At 69.5% G+C, this 13,935-nt stretch carries 13 protein-coding genes; 8 read left to right on the top strand and 5 right to left on the bottom strand.

What is annotated here, in order from left to right:
* The first annotated feature begins 28 nt into the window (after positions 1-28).
* The 3 genes from ACGFZS_RS22915 (at position 29) to ACGFZS_RS22905 (ending at position 3,190) form a co-directional block, all read left to right on the top strand.
* Entirely contained in the window at positions 29-1,486 is a 1,458-nt protein-coding gene (locus ACGFZS_RS22915; RefSeq protein ID WP_393653731.1) for an APC family permease, read from the top strand.
* Positions 1,487-1,698: 212 nt separating this feature from the next.
* A complete protein-coding gene (locus ACGFZS_RS22910) occupies positions 1,699-2,280 on the top strand; it encodes a gamma-glutamyl-gamma-aminobutyrate hydrolase family protein (RefSeq protein WP_393796689.1) in 582 nt (193 codons plus the stop codon).
* 7 nt (positions 2,281-2,287) lie between these two features.
* A complete protein-coding gene (locus ACGFZS_RS22905) occupies positions 2,288-3,190 on the top strand; it encodes a hypothetical protein (RefSeq protein WP_393796688.1) in 903 nt (300 codons plus the stop codon).
* On the opposite strand, the gene ACGFZS_RS22900 is transcribed toward ACGFZS_RS22905, so the two are convergent.
* The 4 genes from ACGFZS_RS22900 to ACGFZS_RS22885 all read right to left on the bottom strand — a co-directional run bounded on the left by ACGFZS_RS22900 (position 3,187) and on the right by ACGFZS_RS22885 (position 6,459).
* On the bottom strand, positions 3,187-3,396 hold the full coding sequence (locus tag ACGFZS_RS22900; RefSeq protein WP_393653725.1) for a cupin domain-containing protein: 210 nt from the start codon (positions 3,394-3,396) through the stop codon (positions 3,187-3,189). The genes ACGFZS_RS22905 and ACGFZS_RS22900 overlap by 4 nt on opposite strands.
* 202 nt (positions 3,397-3,598) lie before the next feature.
* On the bottom strand, positions 3,599-4,447 hold the full coding sequence (locus tag ACGFZS_RS22895; protein WP_393653723.1) for a bifunctional methylenetetrahydrofolate dehydrogenase/methenyltetrahydrofolate cyclohydrolase: 849 nt from the start codon (positions 4,445-4,447) through the stop codon (positions 3,599-3,601).
* A gap of 26 nt (positions 4,448-4,473) precedes the next feature.
* A complete protein-coding gene (gene purU / locus ACGFZS_RS22890; RefSeq protein WP_393653721.1) occupies positions 4,474-5,319 on the bottom strand; it encodes a formyltetrahydrofolate deformylase in 846 nt (281 codons plus the stop codon).
* A gap of 18 nt (positions 5,320-5,337) precedes the next feature.
* Complete coding sequence (locus tag ACGFZS_RS22885) at positions 5,338-6,459, bottom strand: aminomethyltransferase family protein (RefSeq protein WP_393653719.1); 1,122 nt, start codon at positions 6,457-6,459, stop codon at positions 5,338-5,340.
* Positions 6,460-6,575: 116 nt separating this feature from the next.
* On the opposite strand from ACGFZS_RS22885, the gene ACGFZS_RS22880 reads away from it, so the two are divergent.
* Complete coding sequence (locus ACGFZS_RS22880) at positions 6,576-7,175, top strand: TetR/AcrR family transcriptional regulator (protein ID WP_393653717.1); 600 nt, start codon at positions 6,576-6,578, stop codon at positions 7,173-7,175.
* 918 nt (positions 7,176-8,093) lie between these two features.
* Here the strand turns inward: ACGFZS_RS22880 and ACGFZS_RS22875 are convergent.
* Positions 8,094-9,614 (bottom strand): APC family permease, encoded by a 1,521-nt coding sequence (locus ACGFZS_RS22875; protein ID WP_393653715.1) that lies wholly within the window; start codon positions 9,612-9,614, stop codon positions 8,094-8,096.
* Between the two features lie 325 nt (positions 9,615-9,939).
* On the opposite strand from ACGFZS_RS22875, the gene ACGFZS_RS22870 reads away from it, so the two are divergent.
* Genes ACGFZS_RS22870 through ACGFZS_RS22855 form a run of 4 tightly spaced genes read left to right on the top strand, consistent with a single transcriptional unit; the run spans position 9,940 to position 13,931 of the window.
* The gene (locus ACGFZS_RS22870; protein WP_393653713.1) at positions 9,940-11,151 is read left to right on the top strand and encodes an acyl-CoA dehydrogenase family protein; all 1,212 of its coding nucleotides are present in this window, start codon (positions 9,940-9,942) and stop codon (positions 11,149-11,151) included.
* A 31-nt stretch (positions 11,152-11,182) separates the two neighbouring features.
* A complete protein-coding gene (locus ACGFZS_RS22865) occupies positions 11,183-11,971 on the top strand; it encodes a MoaF C-terminal domain-containing protein (protein ID WP_393796687.1) in 789 nt (262 codons plus the stop codon).
* Positions 11,968-12,741, top strand: coding sequence for an SDR family NAD(P)-dependent oxidoreductase (locus tag ACGFZS_RS22860; RefSeq protein ID WP_393796686.1), 774 nt, complete (start codon positions 11,968-11,970; stop codon positions 12,739-12,741). Before ACGFZS_RS22865 ends, ACGFZS_RS22860 begins: the two co-directional genes overlap by 4 nt.
* Positions 12,738-13,931, top strand: a complete 1,194-nt coding sequence (locus tag ACGFZS_RS22855; protein ID WP_393653706.1) for a fumarylacetoacetate hydrolase family protein — start codon at positions 12,738-12,740, stop codon at positions 13,929-13,931. Before ACGFZS_RS22860 ends, ACGFZS_RS22855 begins: the two co-directional genes overlap by 4 nt.
* Positions 13,932-13,935 lie beyond the last annotated feature (4 nt).

Below are 13,935 nucleotides of genomic sequence, written 5' to 3'. Positions count from 1 at the left end.
CCTTCCCGTCCCCGGCAGGTGATTTCGAGTGGACAGTCAGACAGCGGTTCCGGCGCAAACGGGTCATGACGTATCCGTGGCAGGCCGGCTCAAGCCCGATTCTCTCGGTGTCCTGGGCATTCTCTTCTTCGTTCTCTCCGGCCAGGCGCCGCTGACGGGCATCGCGGGGGCAGTCCCCATCGCGGTCGCCATCGGCAACGGCGCGGGTGCGCCTGCCGCCTACCTCGCGGCCGGCGTCATCATCCTGTTGTTCTCCGTCGGATTCGTGGCCATGGGCCGCCATGTAGTGGACGCCGGAGCCTTCTACACGTACATCGGCAAGGGGCTCGGCCGCCCGACCGGTTCCGGCAGCGCCGGTGTCGCCCTCTTCGCCTACTGCACGGTCCAGGCCGCCATGTACGGGCTGTACGGCGCCACGGTGAGCGCCCTGGTCGAGCACTACGCGGGCGTCCATGTGGCGTGGTGGGTATGGGTCCTCGTCACGATGGTGATGGTGCAGGTACTCGGCGCCTCGGGCATCGAGATGGGCGCCAAGATTCTCGCCGTCTTCGTGCTTGCGGAGTTCAGCATCCTGATCGTCTTCGCCCTCGTAACCCTGTTCAAGGGCGGTGGCCCCGAAGGCCTCGGCTTCACCGGCAGCTTCTCCCCGTCCGCCGCGCTCAAGGGCGCTCCGGGCGTGGCGCTGATGTTCGCCGTGGCGTCGATGTTCGGCTTCGAGGCCACCGCCATCTACGGGGAGGAGGCCCGCGAGCCCCGCAAGACCGTCCCCCGGGCCACCTACCTGTCGGTCGCGGTCATCACGGGCTTCTTCGCCTTCACTTCGTGGATGCTGGTCTCGGCGCACGGCGCGTCCCGGGCGACCGGCGACGCGGGCAAGGCGCTGCAGAGCGGGGACGCGACCAGCTTCGTCTTCGCCCCGATCGCCGCCCAGTTCGGCGACTGGGCGAGCGACGTGCTGCCCATCCTGCTGGCCACCTCCCTCTTCGCGGGCATCCTGGCCTTCCACAACTCCGCCAACCGCTACCTGTTCTCCCTCGGCCGGGAGGGCCTGCTGCCCCATGGGCTGACCGCCATCAACCGGCGCCACTCGCCCTGGGCCGCGGGCACGGTGCAGACCGTGATCTCCGTGCTGCTGGTGATGCCCTTCGCGATCCTCGGCAAGGACCCGGTGCTGACCCTGTTCTCCTGGTTCAGCGGGGTCGCCGTCCTCGGCGTCATGCTGCTGTACTTCCTGACCTCGGCCTCGGTCGTCGTGTACTTCCGCCGCTCGCGCGTCGACACCCGCCTCTGGAACACGCTGATCGCCCCCGTCCTCGGCGTGCTCGGCATCCTCGGTGCCATCTGGATCATCGTGGAGAACTTCACCACCCTCATCGGCGGTGACCAGGCCACGGCCGTATGGCTGCAGCTCACCGTTCCGGCGGTGCTGGTCCTCGGCGTCGTCGCCGCCCGGCTGAGGCGGGCCCGGGTGGAGACCACCGACTGAACAAGGCGATGTCGCGCCGATACGGCCGGAGCCTGCGCTCCGGCCGTATCGGGCCTTCCGCCGAAGCGCGAGTCGTTCGTCCTCGAATGGAACGGATGGGACGGAGATGGTGAGCGCGTGCTGAACGCCACCCATGAGGAACTGCTGCGCCGCGACAGGTCCGTACACGCCATCGAGAAGTACACCGAACTGAAGACCACCTGGATCCAGCTGTGACCCGTACGCACCCGCGCCCCCTGATCGCGATTCCGGCCCGGTTCGCCGCGACCGCGTCCGCGCTCCGCTACGCCGCGGAGGTGAACGCCCGCGCGCTGGTCGAGGCGGGGTGGCGCGCCGGAGCCGACGTGGCCGGGCGGCTTGTCCGCTTCGACGACGTGCTGCTCCCAGGCGGCGGAGACCTGGCCCCGCACCGCTACGGCGCCACCGACACCCATGACAGCGTCTACGACGTCGGCGATCTCCAGGACGTGTTCGACCTCGAAGCAGCACGCCGGGCACTGGACTCGGGACTTCCCCTGCCGGCGATCTGCCGCGGGCATCAGGTGGTGAACGTGGCCCTCGGTGGCGAGAAGACGGAGGCTTCCCGCCACCACCACCGGCGAGTCGACCGCATCGGTGCCGGGCTCCACCGCACCGCGCGCGCCGCCGACGGCACGGTGGAGGAACTCGAACTCAGGGACACTCAGGACGGGTTGACCGCCGTCCAGTGGCATCCCGAGGACACGGCCTCCGAAGACCCCGCCCAACAGGGCTTGTTCGACGCACTCGTCCAGTCCGCTCTCGACAGGCACTGACACTCATATGGCTCTCTTCGGTAGCAAGCCTCAAGGGCCGCGCCTCGCCCCCGAACTCGATGACGTCCCGCTGGGGCGGGTGCTGAGAAACGTCGTCTCAGCCCGCGGCATCGGACCGCAGGACCTGGCCGTGGCCCAGGTGGAGCGGCTCCTGCGGGACACCGGACACGACTGGGACCGCCGCTTGCACCGGATCGGTGTCCTCGCGCAGGCGGCGCCCTCGCTGGCCCGGACCTGGCGCGAGCAGCGACCGCGTGACCCGGATGCGCTGCTCCTGGCCGCCTGGTCGGAGCTGGCGACCGATCCGTGGGGAGCCCTGGCGACCTGCCGCCTCGCCGCCGAGCGCCGCCCGGCTGATCCGACTCCCTGGGTGGGCGCGCTGGCAGCCGTCCGGATTCTGGGACGGCCGACCTCCGAACTGGCGCCCCTCTGGCATGAGATCCACGCGCGCGATCCGTGGCACAGGGAGGCACACTTGCAGATCCTCGGTTACCTGTCCCCCGAGGAGCACGGAAGTCAGACCGCTCTGCGTGACTTCCTGGACGACGTCATGGCGGTGATGCCGGTGGACGCGCCCACGGCATGCCTGCCGTTGACGGCCGCCGTGCGGCAGTACCACCGAGACCTGGACGCCGGCGGCACGCGGACGCTCGGGATCAGCCAGTACTGGACACAGCCGCACATCGTGCGGGTACTCGACCAAGCCCTGGCACGCTGGCCGAATCCAGGTCATCTGCGCCACGCCGCGAGCGTCGCCGACCTGGGACTGCTCGCCTACGCCCTGGCGCGTGCGGGTCGGCTGCGTGATGCCCAGCCGGTCTTCGCGGTGATCGGCGGCCTGGTGACCTCCTGGCCCTGGGGCTACGACGGCGACCCGGTGGAACGCTTCGCCCACTGGAGCCGCCGCTAGGGCGCGACATCCTTGGGTCCGTGGACGGCGGGCATCCGGGCGTAGTCACTCGCCCGGTACGTGCCGACGGCGCCGGCCGGGACCAGAACGAGGTCCCCGGCGTGCGCTGGGGCCGTGCTTCCGTCGCACTCCACGAACGAACGGCCTTCGAGGACGTAGTCGAACTCGTCGTGGGGATGCTCGTCGCTCCCTGACTCACCGCGCAACTCCCATTCCACAAGGGCTGGTTGCTGCGATTGTCCAGCCAGGGCGGCGAAGGCATGGCCGCGGGGGCCGTCGCCTCGTCGCGTGAGTGGGGCCGCGGGGAACTTTCGTGGAGGCAAGGGACCGTCCTTTCGGCGGAGGAGTGCGCAGTGCGATGCGCTGCCTCGGGGCCGGTACCACGCGAGCGGTACCGGCCCCGAGGTCTCAGACGCGTTCGGCGGCTTCGACGATGTTGGTGAGGAGCATGGCGCGGGTCATGGGTCCTACTCCGCCGACGGGTGGGGCGAGGGAGCCGGCGATCTGGTCGACGTCGGGGTGGACGTCCCCGAGGATGCCTTCGACGGTGCGGGTGATGCCTACGGACAGGACGGTGGCGCCGGGTTTGATCCAGTCGGGTTTGACGAGGTGGGCGACGCCGGCCGCGGCCACGACGACGTCGGCGACGCGGGCATGGGCTGCGGTGTCCTGGGTGGCCTCGTGGCAGAGTGTCACGGTGGCGTGTTCGGTGCTGCGGGTCAGCATCAGGCCGAGCGGGCGGCCGACGGTGATTCCGCAGCCGATGACACAGAACTGCCGCCCGGTGATGGGCACGTGGTGGCGGCGCAGCAGGTCGATGATGCCGCGCGGGGTGCAGGGCAGGGCGCCGGGGATTCCCAGCACGAGTCGGCCGAGGTTGGACGGGTGGAGTCCGTCGGCGTCCTTGTCCGGGTCGACGAGTTCGAGTACGGCGTGGGTGTCGATGTGGGGTGGCAGCGGCAGTTGGACGATGAACCCGGTACAGGCGGGGTCGGTGTTGAGTTGGCGTACAGCGGTCTCGACGTCGGTCTGGGTGGCCGTGGCGGGCAGTTCGACGCGGATCGACGCGATGCCGACCTGGGCGCAGTCGCGGTGTTTGCCGCCGACGTAGGAGTGGCTGGCCGGATCGTCACCGACCAGGATGGTGCCCAGGCCGGGGGTGATGCCCCGGCCCTTCAACTCCTGCACCCGCTGGGTGAGTTCGTGTTTGATCTCGGCTGCCGCGGCCTTGCCGTCGAGCAGTGTCGCGGTGGTCATGTCGTACGTGCCTCTCGGTGCGGGTGTCAGGAGAAGACGACGGTGCGGGAGCCGGTGAGTACGACGCGGTCCTCGGCGTGCAGCCGGACCGCTCGGGCCAGCACGATCCGCTCGACATCCCGGCCGATCGCGACCAGTTCGGGGGCGGTGTGGCGGTGTCCGACGCGGACGACGTCCTGCTCGATGATCGGACCTTCATCGAGGTCGGCCGTGACGAAGTGGGCGGTGGCGCCGATGAGTTTGACGCCCCGGGCGTGGGCTTGGTGGTAGGGCTTGGCGCCCTTGAAGCCCGGCAGGAAGGAGTGGTGGATGTTGATGACCCGGCCCGACAGCTTGCGGCACAGGTCGTCGGAGAGGACCTGCATGTAGCGGGCGAGCACCACGAAGTCGACCTGGTGCTCGGCCACCAGCCGCAGCAGTTCGGCCTCGGCCTCGGGCTTGGTGTCGCGGGTGACGGGGAGGTGTACGAAGGGGATGCCGTGCCGCTTCGCGGTGGCAGCCAGGTCGGGGTGGTTGGAGACGATCAGCGGGATGTCGACGGGCAGTTCGCCCAGGTCCCAGCGGTAGAGCAGGTCGACCAGGCAGTGGTCGAACTTCGACACCATCAGCAGCACCCGGCGGCGCTGCTGTTCGGGTCGGACGGTCAGCAGCGGGTCGAAGCGGGCGAGCCGCAGGGCGAGTTCGTCCCGCAGACGCTCCGTGTCGGCCTCGGGTGTCTCCAGGCAGACCCGCATCGTGAAGATGCCGGTGTCGGGGTCGGAGAACTGGGCGCTCTCCAGGATGTTGCCCTTGGCCTCCGCGATGCCGGCGGCGAGTGCGTGGACGATGCCCGGCTGGTCGGGACAGCGGAGGGTGAGGATGTGGCGTAGCACGTCAGGATCTCCGTGGGGTCAGGCCCGTACGCGGGCGCGTTCGGGGTCGTACACGGGCGTGGGCCGGACCGTGGCGTCGGCCTTGGTGCCGTCGCCGGCGACGGCGGTCAGCGCGGTGCCGGACTTCACGGCGTCGCGGTGGACCCGGGCCAGACCGAGGGTGGCTCCGTCGAGGGCGGGGGACGGCAGCGCCATCGTCACGTAGCCGATGTCCCGCCCGTCCAGCTCCAGCCGGGCGCCCTCGGCCGCCTCCGGCGCGGCCTCCACGACGACGCTGACGACGCGTCCGGTGACGTTGTCCTTCTTGGCCAGCAGCGCGTCCCGGCCCTGGAAGGGCCCCTTGTCGAAGTCGAGCGCCCAGCCCATGCGGCACTCGAACGGGGTGACCGTGTGGTCGTACTCCAGCTCACCCATGATCATCCCGGCCTCGGTGCGGCAGGTCAGCAGGGCGATCGCGCCGAAGGCCCTGATCCCCAGGTCGGCACCGGCCTCGAAGACCGCGTCCCACAGCTGCAGCGCGCGCTCCCGCGGGACCTGGATCTCGTATCCGAGCTCGGCGGTGAACCCCAGCCGGCTCACCTGCGCGGGGATGCCCGCGACGAGGATGTCGCGCAGGAAGCTGTAGTAGGGGAACGCGGCGTTGGACACGTCGATCCGGGTGAGGCGCTGCAGGACGTCGCGGCTGCGCGGGCCCTGCAGCGTCAGAACGGCGGACTCGTCGCGGCGCTCGGTGGCCGTGGTCCCGGCGGGGGCGTGAGCGGCCAGCGCCTGTTGGGTGCCCGGGTTGCCTCCGGTGACGACGACATGATCCGGCGCGAGGACGGCCACGGTCACGTCGTCCAGCATCATCCCGTCGGCGTCGACCACGACCCCGTACGCGATACGGCCGGCACCCAGCCCCTTGACACTGCGTGAGAAGACGGCGTCAACGGTGGAGACCGCATCCGCGCCCTCGACGTGCCACTTGTAGAGCATCGAGTACTCGGAGGCGCCGACAGAGGTGCGGATGGCCTCGTACTCCTCGGCGGGATCATCGATGGCCAGCGGTACGGCGTTGCCGTAGATGTCGATCCACTCCTCCACCTGGTCGGCATAGCGGGGAGCGAACGGGGTGGTGCTCAGTCCTTCGGGGATGGCCATGGGGGACTCCAGTGGAGAGAGGAGGTGTGCACTGCAGCGAGAATCTATCCACATGGATAACTTGTCAATAGGATAGATTAAGATAGGTGGAGTGCTGGAGTGGGGAAGGGTGGCAAGTGGCTGTCGAGGCGGGTAAGGAAGGCGAGGCCGGTCTGGAGGCGCGGCCCGGTTACGGCGAGGGGCGTGAGGCGCTGCTCGCGGCCGCGGTGCGGGTCGTGGCCCGTGGCGGACTGCGGAAGCTGACCTACCGGGCTGTGGCTGCCGAGGCCGGTGTTACCCACGGGCTGGTCGCCCACCACTTCGGATCGCGCGACGTCCTCCTCGAACAGACGCTGCGATGGTGTGTCCGGCGCAGTATCGAGACGTCGTCGCTCGTCCCGGCCAGTGGAAGGCTGGAGGATTTCGCGGCGAAGCTGCCTGCCTTCGTCGCCGCGGACCCGGAGCTGCAGGCCTTTCAGTACGAACTCAAGCTTGAGTCGACCCGCCGCCCCGAACTACGGCCGCACCTCGACGCGCTCTACGACGCCTACCGTGCTGCCGTCCGTGAGGCGCTGGTCTGTTTCGAGGTCTCTGCGGACCTGGCGGAAGTCGTCTTCGCGGCTCTGGAAGGACTGGTTTTCCACCAGACCACCGTCGGTGATCCGAAACCCACCGAGCAGGGCATCGAGGCATTGCGCCGACTCCTCGCCGCTCACCGGGGCTACGGGCCGGAATAGTCGTACGGGCAGTACTGGTCATCCGCCTTCCGACTTCGATGGCTTCTTGCCGAAGCCGCACGACGCGCCGTGCCGGCAGCCGCGGAGTGAAGACCGCCGTGCGCCTGGGTGGGGGCTTTGACCGCGGAGTTCCTCGCCGAACGGAGCATACGCAGCGCTTCCACGTGCCCATCGCCGCTCTTCGGCAGTGCCCGTGCGGCACCCTCGGCATCAACGGCGTCCGTCTTGTCAGGGCGGCGCGGGGCCGATCGGCCGGGCTGTCCACCTCCACCACCGGAACCTGCTCTGCCGCGAGGCAGCGAGTCAGGCTCGCACGTGTGGGAACCAGTGCCCCGCGCCCCGGTCCGCGCTTGTGTGCCCGGTCAAGGAGGTTGCGGTGGCCGGGAACTCCCCTGTGCCCAGCAGCCGGCGACCGTGGTCAAGCACCGCGGCGAGGTGCATGTCCTTGTGAAGGTCGACGCCCAGCGCCCCCACGATGCTTCTGCAAGCGACCAGCGGGAAGACGAGTCAAGCCGTGATCGGAACGACACGGTCACCATCCTCGCAGCGTCATGTCGACAGGCCCTGCGACGCTCACCGCCGTTCCTTTGCAGGCCTCGACGGCTTGGCGCTCCATCGGGTCACCTCCGGAGAACCGGGCCGCACCAAGGAGGGGGCGAGGCGCTGTGCCCACTGCTCAGGCGTTTCTGACGAAGGCGCCTCGTCACCTCAAGTACTGACGTGACAAGGCTCCTCAAGAGGTCCGACCAGCAGGTTCGGCTGCAAGAACCCTCTCCGTGGGCGACCCAGCGCGATCGCCGGATCGTCCGCGCGCGGAGACGCAGCTCCACGGTAAGAACCACAGAGCCCTCGGCACGCTGCGTGCCAGCGGCGCTGAGGGCCTGGGTTCCGGAGAACAGCCGGTCGCGGACGGGACCGTCAGCTGCTGGGCTGCACCGGGGGCGGCGCGGACGACATCGAGACTCCCCGCGTGTCGTCGTCCTCCCAAGCGGTTGCCTCGATGGTTTCGCCGTCGTCCGCGCCGCCCTGGCCGAGAAGGGCGAAGTCGTCCGGGCGGGCGTGTCGCAGCCACAGGCCGTAGGCGATGCCGGCAGCGGTCACCGCCACCAGCAGCCACGGCAGGGCGCCGACCCAGGGGCTGTTCTTCCCCGAGACGAAGGAGAATTTGTCGATCATCAGGACCACTGACGCCCCCAGGCCCAGCAGGCCGAGCGTGGGCGCGAGGAGCGTCCTCCACCAGTGGAACGACGCGTCCTTGCGGAAGTAGAGGATCACGGACAGGCAGGCGGCCGCCTGGATGGCGACGATGCCGATGATCCCGACGCCGAACAGGACCGAGCTCATGTCGAGGTACGGATCGAATCCCATGGCCCAGCCGACCCCGATCAGAGCTGCGGACAGCAGGAGCAGGGTGACGACCGAGACGTGAGGCGACTGGTAGGTCGGGTGGGAATGGGCGAGCCGCCGGGCCAGGAGGCCCTCCTGTGCCAGGGCGCGGGTGTAGCGAGCGGTGGCGTTCAGGATGGCCAGCGCCACGGCCCACTGGGACACCAGCATCAGCAGGGCGATCGCAGTGGTGAGCCAGCTGCCGACGTAGCGGTCGGACAGGCCGAAGAAGAAGGTGCCGAAGGTGCGCAGGGCGGTGGGCTGGACCTTGCCGATGCCGTAGGCGCCGGTGGCCAGCCACGTGGTGAGTCCGTAGATGAAGGCGATGACGACGGCCGCGGCGTAGGTCGCCCGGGGGATGGCTCGCTTGGGGTTGCGGGTCTCGGGGGCGTACAGGGCGGCGGACTCGAACCCGACGTACGACATGATCGCGAACACCAGGGAGACGCCGAAGCCCGGACTCAGCGCGACGGACGGGGAGAAGACCTCCGCAGGCAAGGCGTGCAGTCCATCGCGGCCGAGGATGGCGACGTCGAGCACGAGCAGGACGGCAAGCTCCAGCGAGACGAAGACGGTCAAGGCTTTCGCACTGAAATCGATCTTGTGGTAGGCGGCGGCGCCGACGGTGACGAACAGGAAGAGCGCGTAGAGCGGCCAGGGGATGTGAATGCCGAACTGCTGGTCGATGATCAGGCTGCCGTAGTAGGGGGCGATGCCGAAGCAGCCCGCCAGGAAGGTCGTGTAGCCGAGCATCGCCAGCCATGCCGATCCCACGCCGGCGGTGCGGCCCAGGCCGGCGGTGATGTAACTGAAGAAGGCTCCGGGGCGGTTGATTCTCCGGCTCATCTGCGTGTAGCCGATGCAGAACAGCAGGATCAGCAGCCCGGAGGCGACGTACATGGCGGGCAGACTGGCGCCGCCGAAGGCGAAGCCGAGCGGGGCCGTGCCGATGACGCTGGCCAGCGGCGTCGACGCGGACACGATGAGAATCGTGATGCGGGTCGCGGTCAGCGTTCGCGCGGGGGCGATGGACGGGTGCGGCTCTGGGGGCATGGAGACGTCCCTGAATGTCTGGAGCGAAGAACGCTCAGGACGGGGTGTGCGGTGCGAGGCAGTTGTTCGCCGGCCTAGGGGCGCCTCCATGGCCAGACGCGCCGGCCGTGAGCGGGCCAGGCGTTTTCATACGTTCGTAATGTAGAGAACTGCCCCTCCGTGTCAACCCTTTGGACAACCGCTCTTGGTCTGGCTCCCGGATGTCGCGGCCGGATCGTCCGGTCACGCGCCGTCGCGGCGGTCGACGTCTTGACGTGTCGCACCCCGGGGTTCTAGCGTCCCTGGCATAGCAATACGTTCGTATGGAAAAACGCTGGGAGAGCCCGTGAGTTTGCTGACCGACACATCCGCGACCGGGCGCTGGGACGGCAAGCAGCCCCTCACCGCCCAGGAGATCCTCCACCGCGTCGAGGCACTCGCCCCGCTGATCAGCGAGCAGGCGGACGAGCTGGAGAACCGGCGCCACCTCACCGAGGCGGTCAAGGCCGCGCTCGCCGAGACCGGTGTCTACTCGATGGGTTTCCCCAAGGCATGGGGTGGTCCCGAGGTCCGCATCGACGACCAGATCCGGATCATCGAAGCGGTCGCCCGGCTCGACGGTTCGGTGGGCTTCGCCGTCAACATCATGGCCGACAGCGGCCTGTACGCCGGGCGCCTGACGCGCGAGGCGGCTCAGGAGATCTATCCGTCGATGGACATGTCGACGGCCGGCTCCTTCAACCCGCCCGGTCGTGCCGAGGTCGTCCCCGGCGGCTACAGGCTGTCCGGCCGGTGGCGCTTCGGCACGGGCAACATCGACGCCGACGTCATTCTGGGCCGTTTCCGCCGTCACGTCGACGGAGAGCCGCAGGTCGACGAGAACGGTGACCCGGACCTCATCGTGGCCTGGTTCCCCAATGAAAACATCACGCGCCACGAGAACTGGGCCACCACCGGCATGGCGGCCACCGGAAGCTGCGACTACGAGATCACCGACGTGGTCATCCCCGCCTCCCACAGCTACCGCTACGCCGACCAGTTCTATGCCTCTCCGGACGTCCCCCCGCTGTCGCGGCACTACGGAACCCTGACGGGCAACCAGGTCGGAGTCGTGCTCGGAGTCGCCCAGCACGCGCTCGACCTGCTGTACATGCACCTGGACAGGGCCAGGACCAAGTGGGGCGCGCAGGTCAAGGAGTCGTCGTACATCCAGATCAAGGTCGCCAAGATCGACGCCCGTATCCAGGCGGCCCGCGCCTACGCACTCGCGACCTTCGCCGGCATCACCGACAGCCTCCTCGCCGGCGAGGAACTGACCGTTCAGCAACTTGCCGACATGCAGAGCGCCCCGGTCCTGGCCGCGGAGATGTGCCTGGAGTCGGTCAACGAGATCCTCGACCTCGTCGGCGCGACCGCGACCCTCAAGTCGCTGCCCTACGACCGGGTCTGGCGCGATCTGAGCAGCGCCGTGCGCCACTTCTACTACCGCGAGATCCACCTCGAGCTGCCCGGCAAGCGGCTGCTCGGGGTTCCCGTGGACATGTCCCAGTCCGACTGACCCGCCCCTACCCGCACTCCCTGGAGCCCTCGTGAGCACTCACACCGCCGACTACCGCCCGGCCAGCGACGTCACCATGGCCGAGCTCTTCCCCAACCACGACGGGCTGCGCCCCGCCGCGGTCGACGCCCTGGCCGGATCGACCCTCGACCTGCACTGGGTCGGCGGCGGCGTCACCACCCTGTCCTTCACCGCCGACGCGGCCGAGGTCACCACCGTCACGCCCGCCGGGGAGTGGATTCTGCTCGACGGCACCCTCACCGCCGAAGTGGTGGAGCTGCGGGCCGGGTTCCTCGGTGCCGCGCTGCACGACCCGCGCACCCAGTCCTCCTACTTCCTCGTCGTCGGCGGCGACCACGCCGTCCTGGTCCACACCCGCATGTCCGCCGGACCGACCGGCGCCACCGAGGACACCCGCGTGCTGCAGGCCGGAATCGGCGGGCCCGCCGCCTCCGTACTCGCCCGTACCGACGACCTGGTGGGCAAGCGGGTCTTCTGGCGCTACTCCGACACCCACTCCTTCGAGCACATCTACCTGGAGCCGAACCGGTACTGCTGGCACGGGCTGACCGGGCCGGAGGCCGGGATGGGCGGCGTCGAGCCGACCTCGGCATACCGGCTGGCCGACGGCCTCGTCCTGTTCACCTGGTCGGACACATCGGTCGCCTTCAACGGAACCATCGTGATCGACTTCGACGGGGACACGGTCACCTCCAAGGGAAGGCTGTTCGGCTGGGAGGCTGCCGAACGAACCGGGCAGCAGATCATCGTCGGGGCCGGCGGCCGCGTCCTGAACTCGACAGACCACGCCGGTCTGTGAGCGGGCCCAGGCCCGGCGCACTCGGGCTCTACGACCTCACCGGCCGCGTCGCGCTCGTCGTCGGCGGCAGCAGCGGCATCGGGGCCGCCACAGCCCGCCGGCTCGCCGCACACGGCGCCACCGTCATCGTCGGATACCGGTCGGGCAAGGACCGTGCCGAGGAGGTGGTGAGCGGCCTCGCGGGAGACGGCCACCACGCCCTGCAGGCGGACGTCCTCGGCGGCGACACCCTCACCCGGGCCGCGGAGTGGATCGCGGCCCGCCACGGCCGGCTCGACGTACTGGTGAACTCGGCAGGCACCACGGTACGCGTCGCCCACGACGACCTCGACGCTCTGGACGACGCGACCTTCGACCAGATCCTGGCCGCGAATGTGCGAGGCCCCTTCGCCACCGTGCGCGCCCTGCGGGCTCTGCTGGAGAGATCCGGAGACGCCGTCGTCGTCAACGTCTCTTCGATCTCGGCGTTCACCGGCTCCGGAAGCAACGTCGCCTACTGCGCTTCGAAAGCCGGACTGGACAGCCTCACCCGCTCCCTGGGACGCGCACTCGGCCCGGCGGTCCGCTTCCTCAGCGTGTCACCGGCCGCTGTCGACACGGATTTCGTGCCCGGCCGCAGCCGGGACGCGGTCCGGGCCCAGGCCGCGTCGACGCCGCTGCAGACCATGGTCGATCCCGACGACGTCGCCGTGTCGATCCTCGGTGCGGTCACCCATCTGCGGCTCACCACCGGCGCCGTCGTGATCGCCGACGGGGGGAGGTTTCTGTGAGCTCTCCGCGGAACCGGCGTGCCGTGCGGCTGCCGGCCACCGACTTCGGGATCCGGGTGCTGCCTTTCGGTGTCTTCCGGCCGCCCGGCGGGTCGGCCCGGGTCGGGGTCGCCGTCGGCACGGATGTCCTGGACCTGGCAGCCGCGCTCGGCGACCGCACGTTCGCCGCCGACACGCTCAACCCGTTCCTCGCGCAGGGGCCCGAACGATGGCGACAGGTGCACGAGCAGGTGGCCGCCCTGGTCACGGACGGTCTCGGCGCGGAGCGGGCCGACCTGTACAGGCAACAGGACGTGGAGCTCCTGCTGCCCGTCGAGGTCGCCGACTTCGTCGACTTCTTCTCTTCTGTGGAACACGCGGTCAACGCGGGCAAGATCCTGCGCCCGGGGGAGGAGCCGCTCAAACCCAACTACCGGCACCTGCCGGTGGGATATCACGGCCGCAGCGGAACAGTCGTGGTCTCCGGCACCCCCGTCGTGCGCCCGTGGGGACAGGTACGGATCGACGGTGATCCCCCCAGGAGCGTGGAACAGCCTTCCGAACGCCTCGACATCGAGGTCGAACTCGGCTACGTCGTCGGCACCGGTTCCGAACTCGGCACGCCGGTGACAGCATCGGAGTTCGCCCGGCACGTCTTCGGCGTCGTGATCCTCATCGACTGGAGCGCACGCGACATCCAGGCATGGGAGTACCAGCCGCTCGGTCCCTTCCTGGGCAAGTCGTTCGCCACCACGATCAGCCCATGGGTGGTGCCGCTCACCGCGCTCACCGACGCCTGGGTGCCCGGACCGGTCCAGGACCCGGCCGTGCTTCCCTACCTCCAGGTGCCCGAGCCGCGGAACCTGTCGGTCGAGCTGGTCCTGGAAGTCAACGGAACACAGCTGTCCCGGCCGCAGGCCGACGCACTGTACTGGTCGCCGGCGCAGCAGCTGGCCCACATGACCCGCAACGGGGCATGCCTGCGTGTCGGCGACCTGTACGGCACCGGGACCGTGTCGTCCTTCGACCCTGCGGCGCAGGGATCGCTTCTGGAACTCAGCCACTCCGGCCGCGTTCCGGTGCCCCTGGACGACGGAAGCGCGCTGGGCTACCTGCGCGACGACGACGAAGTGGTCATCCGGGCCTGGGCGGGCCCGGGGCGGCTGCCGCTCGGCGACGCACGCGGCCGGGTCGGCAAGGCCACCGGGTGACCCA

It is taken from the genome of Streptomyces sp. NPDC048288, from assembly GCF_043201555.1.
Classification (GTDB): Bacteria; Actinomycetota; Actinomycetes; order Streptomycetales; family Streptomycetaceae; genus Streptomyces.
The sequence above is the reverse complement of the archived record's forward strand: the minus strand, read 5'-3'. Positions and strand labels throughout refer to the sequence as shown.

Bases quoted from the DNA above. Each gene is read 5' to 3' on its own strand.
- ACGFZS_RS22905 (WP_393796688.1), top strand. From the start codon at position 2,288: ATGGCTCTCTTCGGTAGCAAGCCTCAAGGGCCGCGCCTCGCCCCCGAA.
- ACGFZS_RS22895 (WP_393653723.1), bottom strand. From the start codon at position 4,447: ATGACCACCGCGACACTGCTCGACGGCAAGGCCGCGGCAGCCGAGATC.
- ACGFZS_RS22885 (WP_393653719.1), bottom strand. From the start codon at position 6,459: ATGGCCATCCCCGAAGGACTGAGCACCACCCCGTTCGCTCCCCGCTAT.
- ACGFZS_RS22875 (WP_393653715.1), bottom strand. From the start codon at position 9,614: ATGCCCCCAGAGCCGCACCCGTCCATCGCCCCCGCGCGAACGCTGACC.